This window comes from Pseudomonas taiwanensis, from assembly GCF_013393345.1.
Taxonomy (GTDB): Bacteria; Pseudomonadota; Gammaproteobacteria; order Pseudomonadales; family Pseudomonadaceae; genus Metapseudomonas; species Metapseudomonas resinovorans_C.
Window position 1 is genome coordinate 1 of sequence record NZ_QJRF01000031.1, and the last position, 11,144, is coordinate 11,144.

General features: G+C 64.6%; 8 protein-coding genes and 1 pseudogene. 8 read left to right on the top strand and 1 reads right to left on the bottom strand.

Translation table 11 applies throughout. From position 1 onward, the window contains the following. The 6 genes and pseudogenes from DM872_RS02730 to DM872_RS02755 form a co-directional block, all read left to right on the top strand. Positions 1–366 (top strand): L-serine ammonia-lyase, iron-sulfur-dependent, subunit alpha (locus DM872_RS02730; RefSeq protein ID WP_179058012.1); only part of this gene is annotated, 366 nt, incomplete at its 5' end. Positions 367–790: 424 nt separating this feature from the next. Beyond that, positions 791–1,138, top strand: a pseudogene (locus tag DM872_RS31045) (helix-turn-helix domain-containing protein); the annotation flags it as partial. Positions 1,139–1,699: 561 nt separating this feature from the next. Further along, positions 1,700–2,911 carry a M24 family metallopeptidase gene (locus DM872_RS02740; protein ID WP_179058014.1) on the top strand — a complete coding sequence of 404 codons (1,212 nt, stop codon included), beginning with the start codon at positions 1,700–1,702 and terminating at the stop codon, positions 2,909–2,911. A 294-nt stretch (positions 2,912–3,205) separates the two neighbouring features. Beyond that, positions 3,206–4,549, top strand: coding sequence for an MFS transporter (locus DM872_RS02745; RefSeq protein WP_179058015.1), 1,344 nt, complete (start codon positions 3,206–3,208; stop codon positions 4,547–4,549). 122 nt (positions 4,550–4,671) lie between these two features. Continuing rightward, positions 4,672–5,454: a creatininase gene (locus DM872_RS02750; protein ID WP_179058016.1), complete on the top strand. Its 783-nt coding sequence runs from the start codon at positions 4,672–4,674 to the stop codon at positions 5,452–5,454. Between the two features lie 88 nt (positions 5,455–5,542). Continuing rightward, complete coding sequence (locus DM872_RS02755; RefSeq protein WP_179058017.1) at positions 5,543–6,937, top strand: purine-cytosine permease family protein; 1,395 nt, start codon at positions 5,543–5,545, stop codon at positions 6,935–6,937. A gap of 215 nt (positions 6,938–7,152) precedes the next feature. Here DM872_RS02755 and DM872_RS02760 read toward each other — a convergent pair whose 3' ends face one another. Beyond that, positions 7,153–8,172, bottom strand: coding sequence for a GlxA family transcriptional regulator (locus DM872_RS02760; protein ID WP_179058018.1), 1,020 nt, complete (start codon positions 8,170–8,172; stop codon positions 7,153–7,155). 380 nt (positions 8,173–8,552) lie between these two features. Between DM872_RS02760 and glyA the strand changes: the two genes are divergently transcribed. Together glyA and DM872_RS02770 are read left to right on the top strand one after the other, a co-directional pair. After that, on the top strand, positions 8,553–9,806 hold the full coding sequence (glyA, locus tag DM872_RS02765; protein WP_077520516.1) for a serine hydroxymethyltransferase: 1,254 nt from the start codon (positions 8,553–8,555) through the stop codon (positions 9,804–9,806). Positions 9,807–9,821: 15 nt separating this feature from the next. After that, a complete protein-coding gene (locus tag DM872_RS02770; RefSeq protein ID WP_077520519.1) occupies positions 9,822–11,072 on the top strand; it encodes a sarcosine oxidase subunit beta in 1,251 nt (416 codons plus the stop codon). Positions 11,073–11,144: the final 72 nt, after the last annotated feature.

The following is an 11,144-nucleotide window of genomic DNA, read 5'->3' on the forward strand; positions in this document are numbered from 1 at the left end:
GGTGCCGAAGTCGGCTGCCAGGGCGAAGTGGGCTCGGCCTGCGCGATGGCCGCCGCTGGCCTGGCGGAAGTGCTGGGCGCGACCCCGGCGCAGCTGGAGAACGCCGCCGAGATCGGCCTGGAACACAACCTCGGGCTGACCTGCGACCCGGTGGGCGGGCTGGTGCAAGTGCCGTGCATCGAGCGCAACGCGATTGCCGCGGTGAAGGCGATCAACGCCGCGCAGATGGCCCTGCGCGGCGACGGCGAGCACTTCATCTCGCTGGACCAGGTGATCCGCACCATGCGCGACACCGGCGCCGACATGCACGACAAGTACAAGGAAACCTCACGCGGTGGCCTGGCCGTGAGTGCGGTGGAGTGCTGATGCCATGACCGCCTATCAAGCCCTGCCGCCGTCTGAACACTGCTTCCAATCCATCGGCTTCCTGCTGTTGGAGGATTTCAGCCTGATCGCCTTGGCCGGCTCTCTCGAGCCGCTGCGCCTGGCCAACCAGCAGCCCGGAGCGGGCCGTTATCGCTGGTGCATCCTGACGTTCGACGGCAACCCGGTGCGCGCCGGCAACGGCATGCAGCTGACGGCCGAAGGCAGCCTCGCCGAGGCAAGTGGGTTGGACGCCCTGATTCTCTGCGGCGGCGACGGCGCTCCGCTCGCTCACGCCGGATTGCTCGCGCAACTCCGCGACCTGGCCGCCCGCGGCGTGAAGCTGGGCGCGCTGGAGTCCGCCCGTGCACTGTTGGTCGAGGCCGGTCTGCTTCCGTGCAGCGAAAGCGTCCCGGCCTGGGCCAGCCGGATGACCCTGCGCGAAGCCCTGGCCAGCGCCCAGCCCAAGCTTCAGGAGGTGATCGCGCTGATGGAGGCGAACCTGGAGGAACCCCTCGACCTCGACGACCTGGCCAGCTTCGTCGAGCTGTCGCGTCGTCAGCTGGAAAGGCTGTTCCAGAAGTACCTGCGCTGCTCGCCATCGCGCCACTACCTGAAACTGCGCCTGCTGCGCGCCCGCCAGCTCCTGCGCCAGACCGCGCTGCCGGTGGTGCAGGTAGCCACTGGTTGCGGCTTCCTGTCCGCGCAGAACTTCTCCAAGTGCTACCGCGAGCACTTCGGCATCCCGCCCAGCAACGAACGGCTGGACAAGCCGCAGCTCTGCCGCGTCGCCATGCACTGATACCGAGTGACACCACCTTCGGGCCCGCCCGTGCCTGGCAGCATGGTTCGGGCCTGTTTTTTTGGTGGTGCGAGTACGGCGTTGGGCCTTTCCCTTGTGGGGGTGAATTCATTCGCTATGGGCAGCGCAGCTGCCCCGGCCGACCTCTTGGGCTGACCTGCGGCCTGCTTAGCGAATGAATTCGCCCCACGGTAAAAAGCGGTTTGCGCCTGCCGGCAAACCTGAGTCACCCCACCTTCCCTCACCCCAACCCTCTCCCAGAGGGAGAGGGGGCAGTCCGTGCGCGCTTGGCACGTCGCATCCAGCCTGAGTCACCCCTCTCCCTCCGGGAGAGGGGCCGGGGGTGAGGGTGCCCAATCCCCCGCTCGCAGTCATCAAAGACACCGCGGATCGCAACCAACCCACCCCAGCGGATCTGACCAATTACGGGTCGGATACGTACAAAAAATGGCGGGGACCTTCTGTTGCAATGCTTTCCAACGGCCCACCAGCCCGGTGAGTCGAGTCACTGGAAAACAACAAGGGTTCACCGCCATGCAAATGCCCAAGACGCTCCGCATCCGTAACGGCGACAAGGTCAAATCCACCTTCTCCGCCCAGGAATTCGCCAATCGCCATGCCAAGCTGCGCGCCCATCTGGCGGCGGAGAACATCGACGCTGCGATCTTCACCTCGTACCACAACATCAACTACTACTCCGACTTCCTCTACTGCTCCTTCGGCCGTCCCTACGCGCTGGTGGTGACCCAGGACGACGTCATCAGCATCAGCGCCAACATCGACGGCGGCCAGCCGTGGCGTCGCACCGTCGGCACCGACAACATCGTTTACACCGACTGGCAGCGCGATAACTACTTCGTCGCCATCCAGCAGGCCCTGCCCAAGGCCCGCCGCATCGGCATCGAACACGACCACCTGAACCTGCAGAACCGTGACAAGCTGGCTGCCCGCTACCCGGACGCCGAGCTGGTGGATGTGGCCGCTGCCTGCATGCGCATGCGCATGATCAAGTCCGCCGAAGAGCACGTGATGATCCGCCACGGCGCACGCATCGCCGACATTGGCGGCGCGGCAGTGGTGGAAGCCCTGCGTGACCAGGTGCAGGAATACGAAGTGGCGCTGCACGCCACCCAGGCCATGGTCCGCGCCATTGCCGACACCTTCGAAGACGTAGAGCTGATGGACACCTGGACCTGGTTCCAGTCCGGCATCAACACCGACGGCGCCCACAACCCGGTGACCACCCGCAAGGTGAACAAGGGCGACATCCTCAGCCTCAACTGCTTCCCGATGATCGCCGGCTACTACACCGCGCTGGAACGCACGCTGTTCCTCGACCATTGCTCGGACGACCACCTGCGCCTGTGGCAGGTCAACGTCGAGGTGCATGAAGCCGGCCTGAAGCTGATCAAGCCCGGCGCGCGCTGCAGCGACATCGCCCGCGAGCTGAACGAGATCTTCCTCAAGCACGACGTGCTGCAGTACCGCACCTTCGGCTACGGCCACTCCTTCGGCACCCTCAGTCACTACTACGGTCGCGAGGCCGGGCTGGAGCTGCGCGAGGACATCGACACGGTGCTGGAGCCGGGCATGGTGGTGTCCATGGAACCGATGATCATGCTGCCGGAAGGCCTGCCGGGCGCCGGCGGTTACCGCGAGCACGACATCCTCATCGTCAACGAGAACGGTGCCGAGAACATCACCAAGTTCCCCTACGGCCCGGAGAAAAACATCATCCGTAAATGATCCAGCCCACGCCCGCGCAGAGCCGACCTCCTGCGCGGGCCGTGGTTTCACGCATCACCACAACAAGAATCGACGCGCGGCATTCACGGGGCCAGAGCCCCGCGCACGCGCCGCCTTTTGACTACCCGCTGCCGAACTACACGACATAACAATAGAGGTACAGGCAATGGTCAGGTTTATTGCAGGAACGCTCCCCTGGGGAGCTGCCGACTCAGTGTTCTTCAACAACGGTCGGGGCGCTCCCGTCCATACTCCAGGCAACCAGGCGCAGCTCCCGTGTGAAGGGGGTGCCCAATGAGTACATCCAACCAGACCCTGGCCTACGGCCAGGCCGGCAGCCAGATGGCCAGCAGCGAGCGCAGCACCCTCCGCCGCGCGGCGACCGCCAGCTTCATCGGCAACTTCGTCGAGTGGTTCGACTACGCCGCCTACGGTTATCTGGCCGCGGTGATCGCGGTGGTGTTCTTCCCCGCCACCGACAAGACCACCGGTCTGCTGGCGGCCTTCGCGGTGTTCGCCATTTCCTTCATCATCCGCCCCATCGGGGGCATCGTCTGGGGTCATATCGGCGACCGTTACGGCCGGCGTAATGCCCTGTCCCTGTCCATCCTGATCATGTCCGGCGCCACCTTCTGCATCGCACTGCTGCCGACCTACGCCCAGGTGGGCATGTTGGCGCCGCTGCTGCTCCTGCTGATTCGCCTGGTACAGGGCTTCTCCGCCTCGGGCGAATACGCCGGCGCGGCGGCCTTCCTCGCCGAGTACGCCCCGGACAACAAGCGCGGCTTCTACACCTGCCTGGTCCCGGCGAGCACGGCGGCGGGGCTGTTGTTCGGTTCGCTGTTCGCGGCGCTGCTCTACTCGCAACTGGACACCGAGCAGCTGCACAGCTGGGGCTGGCGCATTCCGTTCCTGCTGGCAGCGCCACTGGGCCTGATCGGCCGCTACATCCGCCTGCACCTGCAGGACACGCCGAAGTTCCGTGAAATGGAGCAGGCGATGGAGCAGAAGGAAGCCGGGCACAAGGTGCCGATCCGCGAACTCATGGGTGTGCACCGCAGGAAGGTGCTGGTGGCGATCGGCGTTACCTGCCTCAACGCGGTGGCCTTCTACCTGATCCTCAGCTACATGCCGACCTACCTCTCCACCGAGATGGGCATGACCGAAACCGATTCCTTCCTGGCGTCCACCGTGTCACTGGCGACCTACATCGGTTTCATCTTCCTGATGGGCAAGCTCTCCGACCGCTTCGGCCGCAAGACCATGCTGATCGCCGCGTCCCTGCTGTTCCTCGGGCTCACGGTGCCGCTGTTCGGTCTGCTGGAGGGCAAGTCCTTCGCCTTCATCCTGCTGATCCAGATCGCCTTCGGCCTGATGCTGGCGATGAACGACGGCACCCTGCCGTGCTTCCTCGCCGAGGTCTTCCCGACGCGGGTGCGCTACAGCGGCTTCGCTTTCAGCTTCAACACCGCCAACGCCCTGTTCGGCGGCACCGCGCCCTTCATCGCCACCTGGTTCATCAGCCAGACCGGCGACAAGCTGGCGCCGGCCTGGATGCTGGTGGGTGCGGCCGCCGTGGCGCTGCTGGCGATGCTCTGCATCAGCGAGACGGCGCACAAGGCGCTGGCAGACGACTAACGGACAGACCCCGGCGATCCTGCCAACTTCGGGTCGGATTTGTACAAAAATCGTCCACGCGCTTCTGATGCAATGCTGCAAGCGGAAGTCCGTCTGGCGCCCTGAATTCCTGGAGTATTTCGATGAGCAAGAGTGTTTTCGTAGGTGAGCTGACCTGGAAGGAGTACGAAGCGCGCGTCGCAGGCGGCGATTGCGTGCTGATGCTGCCGGTCGGTGCCCTGGAGCAGCATGGCCATCACATGTGCATGAACGTCGACGTCCTGCTGCCCACGGCGGTGTGCCGGCAGGTCGCCGAACGCATTGGCGCGCTGGTGCTGCCGGGTCTGCAGTACGGCTACAAGTCCCAGCAGAAGTCCGGCGGCGGTAACCACTTCCCCGGTACCACCAGCCTGGACGGCGCCACCCTCACCGGCACGGTACAGGACATCATCCGCGAGCTGGCGCGCCACGGCGTGCGCCGTCTGGTGCTGATGAACGGCCACTACGAGAACTCGATGTTCATCGTCGAAGGCATCGACCTTGCCCTGCGTGAGCTGCGCTACGCCGGCATCCACGACTTCAAGGTGGTGGTGCTCTCCTACTGGGACTTCGTGAAGGACCCGGCGGTGATCCAGCAGCTCTATCCCGAGGGCTTCCTCGGCTGGGACATCGAGCACGGCGGTGTCTTCGAGACCTCCCTGATGCTCGCCCTGTACCCGGACCTGGTGGACCTGGAGCGCGTCGTCGATCACCCGCCCGCGACCTTCCCGCCCTACGACGTGTTCCCGGTCGATCCGGCGCGCACGCCAGCACCGGGCACCTTGTCGTCGGCGAAGACGGCCAGCCGGGAGAAGGGCGAGCTGATCCTGGAAGTCTGTGTCCAGGGCATCGCCGACGCCATCGAGCAGGAGTTCCCGAGCGCCTGACACGGCATTGCGTCAACCCGAACAGAACAAGCGACTTCAACAATTACAACAGCGGACCGCCACGCCGGTTCGCGAGGAAGTTTCAGCTATGTCGAATTCAGACGCACACAAAGAGTACGGGCTCAGCCAGATCAAGCCCGAGGAGCGCAGTTACGGGTTCGCCGATACGGTCTGGACCTGGTTTGGCTCCGGTATCAACACCGGTTCCTGGTTCTTCGGCGGCATGGCCGCCGCGCTGGGCATGGTCTTCGTCTTGCAATACAGCCTGCTCTGGCTGCCGTTGATGATGATCCCCTGGGCGGTGGTGGCGTATATCGGCTACCGCTATGGCGCCAGCACGGCGGTGGTATCGCGTCCGTCGTTGGGCACCAAGGGCTCGCGCCTGACCGGCGTCGCTCAGTTCCTGGTGCTGATCGGCTGGCCCAGCGTGAACAGCTTCATTGCGGCCATTTCCCTCAGCCATGTCTTCGGCGCGGCGTTTGGCTGGCCGACGTTCGGCCAGCCAGGGTCAACGGGACCGATGGTCCTGGGCATCCTGCTGACTGCGGTGGCCCAGGGCGTGATCACCTTCCTCGGGCATGAGGCGATCCGCTATCTGGAGCGCGTGGCAGGCATCCTTTTGCTGGTGCTGGGCGCCTGGGTGACCTACGTGGTGCTGTCGCAGTGGGAGCTGAAGCAGATCATGGAGTTCAAGGTGGCGGCGCCAACCCACAGCGTGGCCTTCTTCATCGACCTGGCCTTCGGCTTCTCCTGGACCTGGGCGCAGGTCGCGGATTTCTCGCGCTTTTCCAAGACCGGGACGGCGGCCAGTGTCGGCAGCTGGCTGGGGCTGAACATCGGCCAGGGCTGGTTCATGGTGATAGGCGCCGTCGGTGCCATCGGCGTGGCGTTGCAGAGCGGCTTCGTCGACCCGAACAACTCCGATCCCAGTTCCACGCTGGCAACCCTCGGCCTGGGCATGGTGTCGTTCCTGGTATTGATCTTCGCCACCGTGAGCACCAACGTGACCGTGCTCTACGGCTCGGGCATGGGCCTGCTCGGTGCCTTCAAGGGCCTCACGCCGAAGAAGGCGCTGGCGATCATCGTCGTGCTGCAACTGGTGCTGTGCTTCGTGCCCATGGCCTTCGACTCCTTCCTGCATTACTTCGAAGCCTTCCTCGGGGTGATCGGCGGCATCTTCATTCCGCTCTGGACCATCATCCTGGTGGATTACTTCTGCGTGCGCGGCAAGCGCCTGTCCGACCGCGACCTGTTCGCCGAAGCCGGCGGCGCCTACTACGGCAGCAATGGCTGGAATATGGCAGGCATCGCGTCGCTGGTAGTGGGCTTCGGCGTCTACTTCGTCCTGGCCCATGTGTTCAAGGATGTCGCCGAGCAGATCACTGCGAGCTTCCCGGCGATCCTGGTATCCGGCGTCGTTTACTGGCTGCTGGCGAAGAAGCCGGTGGTGGCGCTCAGCGGAGGTGTTGAGCGGGACGCCTGATTCAGCAGGTCGTGAAAAGAAAACGCCGCCCCCGAGAGGAGGGCGGCGTTTTTGTTTCCGGCGAGCGGGTTCCGTTTTCTTGTGGGGGCGAATTCATTCGCTATGGGCAGCGCAGCTGCCCCCGCAAGATTGATGGCAGGACTGCGTCCTGCTTAGCGAATGAATTCGCCCCCACAGAAGAGCGGTCCCACTGGAAAGCGATGTCGGTGGAGGCCTCAGACGTGCAACGGACTCTGCTTGCGCTCCCCGCGCGGCGAATGGCCGAAGAAGCGGCTGTAGCACTTGGAGAAGTGCGCCGGCGAGGCAAAGCCGCAGGCCAGGGCGATGTCGCGGACCTGGGACTCGCTGCGCAGCAGCAGGTCGCGGGCGCGGTTCAGGCGCAGTTCCAGGTAGTACTGGCTGGGAGTGCGGTCCAGGTACTTGTGGAACAGCCGTTCCAGCTGGCGCACCGATACCTCGTTGAGTTGCGCCAGTTCTTCCAGCTCCAGCGGCTCCTCCAGGTTGGCTTCCATGATCGCGACGATCTGGCTCAGCTTCGGCTGGGCGTGGCCGAGCTTCTGTCGCAGCGGAACGCGTTGCTGTTCGCGGGCGCCGCGCATGCGGTCGCAGAGCAGCAGTTCGGCGGCGCGGGTGGCGATTTCCACGCCGCCCGGCTCGCGGGCGATCAGTTGCAGGGTCATGTCCATGGATGCGGTGCCGCCGGAGCAGGTGTAGCGGTCGCGATCCAGTTCGAACAGCTGGTTGGAAATGACGATGCCGGGGAACTTGTCCTTGACCTGCTCGATGTCCTCCCAATGCACCGTGCAGCGATAGCCCTTGAGCAATTCGGCGCTGGCCAGCAGGTGGCTGCCGGTGCAGATGCCGCCCAGCGCCACGTCGTGCTGGGACAGCTTGCGCACCCAGTTGAGCAGGCGGCGGTCGTAGCGGGTCGGCATGGGGTTGGAGCCGACGACGAACAGGGCGTCCAGTGCGGGAGCGTCCTCGAAGCTGTGGTCGGGGACCACGCGCATGCCATTGCTGGCTTGCACCGGCTCGTGGTCGGCGGCGATCAGCAGGGTACGGAACAGGGTGCGCTTGGCGGCCAGGTTGGCCATGCGCAGGGTCTCGATCGCCGAAGCGAAGCCGATGGTGGTGAAGTTGGGGATCAGCAGGAAACCGAAGGTCTTCACTGCGTCAGGCCGGGACTGGGCCTGGATTTCGTCGACGGACGGCGGCGCAAGATTCGCAACAGCCATGGGTTCTTCCTCCACTGCATCGACTGTCGTTTTTGGGTATTGGCGGGTGAGGCAGGAGTCGAAGTGCAGTTCTGTCTTTTTATTGTTCTGAGGCGCGGGAGCGAGCCTGCGCCGGGGTCCAGCTTACACCCATTCCAGCCCTGCATCAGCGGCGTTCCTGCGCGATATCCGGGGGCTGGCGGAGAGGTCTTCGGTAATCGAACGGTTTTACTTCGCTGCCAGGGTAGGTTTGGGCATTTACACGTCGCAAACAGGCAAACGGGGTGTCGGACTAACTCGCACAATCGGCCGCAACAGGCTGGCACCGACCGTATTGCAGCGGTAGGCGCCAAGCCCCCAAAACAACAGAGACGACAGCGGGTTGTCGCAGGAGATCATCGATGTTCAGCAAGCAAGACCAGATCCAGGGTTACGACGACGAACTGTTCAGCGCGATTCAGGAAGAAGAGCAGCGTCAGGAAGACCACATCGAGCTGATCGCCTCGGAAAACTACACCAGCAAGCGCGTGATGGAAGCCCAGGGCAGCGGCCTGACCAACAAGTACGCCGAAGGCTACCCGGGCAAGCGCTACTACGGTGGCTGCGAGTTCGTCGACAAGGTCGAACAGCTGGCCATCGACCGTGCCAAGCAGCTGTTCGGCGCCGATTACGCCAACGTCCAGCCGCACTCCGGCTCGCAAGCCAACAGCGCCGTCTACCTGGCCCTGCTGAACGCCGGTGACACCATCCTCGGCATGAGCCTGGCCCACGGCGGCCACCTGACCCACGGCGCCAAGGTCTCCTCCTCCGGCAAGCTGTACAACGCCGTGCAGTACGGCCTGGACACCGCCACCGGCCTGATCGATTACGACGAAGTCGAGCGCCTGGCCGTCGAGCATAAGCCGAAGATGATCGTTGCCGGCTTCTCCGCCTACTCCAAGACCCTCGACTTCCCGCGCTTCCGCGCCATCGCCGACAAGGTGGGTGCGCTGCTGTTCGTCGACATGGCCCACGTCGCCGGCCTGGTTGCCGCTGGCCTGTACCCGAACCCGCTGCCCTACGCCGATGTGGTCACCACCACCACCCACAAGACCCTGCGCGGTCCGCGTGGCGGCCTGATCCTGGCCAAGTCCAACGAAGAGATCGAGAAGAAGCTGAACTCCGCTGTCTTCCCCGGCGCCCAGGGTGGCCCGCTGATGCACGTGATCGCCGCCAAGGCCGTGTGCTTCAAGGAAGCGCTGGAGCCCGGCTTCAAGGAGTACCAGGCCCAGGTGATCCAGAACGCCCAGGCCATGGCCAAGGTGTTCATCGACCGTGGCTACGACGTGGTCTCCGGCGGCACCGACAACCACCTGTTCCTGGTTAGCCTGATCAAGCAAGGCAAGACCGGCAAGGAAGCTGACGCCGCCCTTGGCCGCGCTGGCATCACCGTGAACAAGAACGCCGTACCGAACGACCCGCAGTCGCCCTTCGTGACTTCCGGCGTGCGCATCGGTACCCCGGCCATCACCAGCCGTGGCTTCAAGGAAGCCCAGAGCATCGAGCTGGCCGGCTGGATCTGCGACATCCTCGACCACCTCGGCGATGCCGACGTCGAAGCCCAGGTGGCCAAGCAGGTCGCCGGCCTCTGCGCCGACTTCCCTGTCTACCGCTAATCCAGGAGTCCGAACATGCAACGTTATTCCGGCTTCGGTCTGTTCAAGCACTCCCTGAGCCACCACGAAAACTGGCAACGCATGTGGCGCAACCCGACGCCGAAGCCGGTCTATGACGTGATCATCGTCGGCGGTGGCGGCCACGGCCTGGCCACTGCCTACTACCTGGCCAAGGAGTTCGGCGTGAAGAACGTCGCGGTGGTGGAGAAGGGCTGGCTGGGCGGCGGCAACACTGCGCGCAACACCACCATCGTCCGCTCCAACTACCTGTGGGACGAGGCGGCGCAGCTGTACGAACACGCCATGAAACTGTGGGAAGGCCTGTCCCAGGACCTGAACTACAACGTGATGTTCTCCCAGCGTGGCGTCTACAACCTCTGCCACACCCTGCAGGACATGCGTGACTCGGCTCGCCGGGTCAACGCCAACCGCCTCAACGGCGTCGACGGCGAACTGCTGGACGCCCGCCAGGTAGCCGAGGAGATTCCTTTCCTCGACTGCAGCAAGAGCACCCGTTACCCGATCATGGGTTCCACCGTTCAGCGTCGTGGGGGCGTGGCCCGCCATGACGCCGTGGCCTGGGGCTACGCCCGTGCCGCCGACGCCCTGGGTGTCGACCTGCTGCAGAACACCGAGGTGCTCGGTTTCCGCAAGCAGGATGGCGCGGTGATCGGTGTCGAAACCAATCGCGGCTTCATCGGCGCCAAGCGAGTCGGCGTGGTCACCGCTGGTAACTCCGGTCATATGGCCAAGCAGGCCGGCTTCCGTCTGCCGCTGGAATCCCACCCGCTGCAGGCCCTGGTGTCCGAGCCGATCAAGCCGATCATCCACAGCGTGATCATGTCCAACGCCGTGCATGGCTACATCAGCCAGTCGGACAAGGGCGACCTGGTCATCGGTGCCGGTATCGACGGCTACAACGGCTACGGCCAACGCGGCTCCTACGGGACCATCGAGCACACCCTGCAGGCCATCGTGGAGATGTTCCCGATCCTCTCCCGCGTGCGCATGAACCGTCAGTGGGGCGGCATCGTGGATACGACTCCGGACGCCTGCCCGATCATCTCCAAGACCCCGGTGAAGAACCTGTTCTTCAACTGCGGCTGGGGCACCGGCGGCTTCAAGGCCACCCCGGGCTCGGGCCATGTCTTCGCGGCGAGCCTGGCGCGCGGCGAAATGCACCCGCTGGCCAAGCCCTTCTCCATCGACCGTTTCCACACCGGCGCACTGATCGATGAACACGGGGCTGCCGCGGTAGCGCACTGATCAAGCTCCCTCTCCCTTGGGGAGAGGGCTGGGGTGAGGGGACCGGCTACCGCGCCAAGGCCGACATCCCTC

Coding starts and splice junctions, on each gene's coding strand:
- DM872_RS02740 (WP_179058014.1), top strand. CDS start 1,700: ATGCAAATGCCCAAGACGCTCCGCATCCGTAACGGCGACAAGGTCAAA.
- DM872_RS02745 (WP_179058015.1), top strand. CDS start 3,206: ATGAGTACATCCAACCAGACCCTGGCCTACGGCCAGGCCGGCAGCCAG.
- DM872_RS02750 (WP_179058016.1), top strand. CDS start 4,672: ATGAGCAAGAGTGTTTTCGTAGGTGAGCTGACCTGGAAGGAGTACGAA.
- DM872_RS02755 (WP_179058017.1), top strand. CDS start 5,543: ATGTCGAATTCAGACGCACACAAAGAGTACGGGCTCAGCCAGATCAAG.
- DM872_RS02760 (WP_179058018.1), bottom strand. CDS start 8,172: ATGGCTGTTGCGAATCTTGCGCCGCCGTCCGTCGACGAAATCCAGGCC.
- glyA (WP_077520516.1), top strand. CDS start 8,553: ATGTTCAGCAAGCAAGACCAGATCCAGGGTTACGACGACGAACTGTTC.
- DM872_RS02770 (WP_077520519.1), top strand. CDS start 9,822: ATGCAACGTTATTCCGGCTTCGGTCTGTTCAAGCACTCCCTGAGCCAC.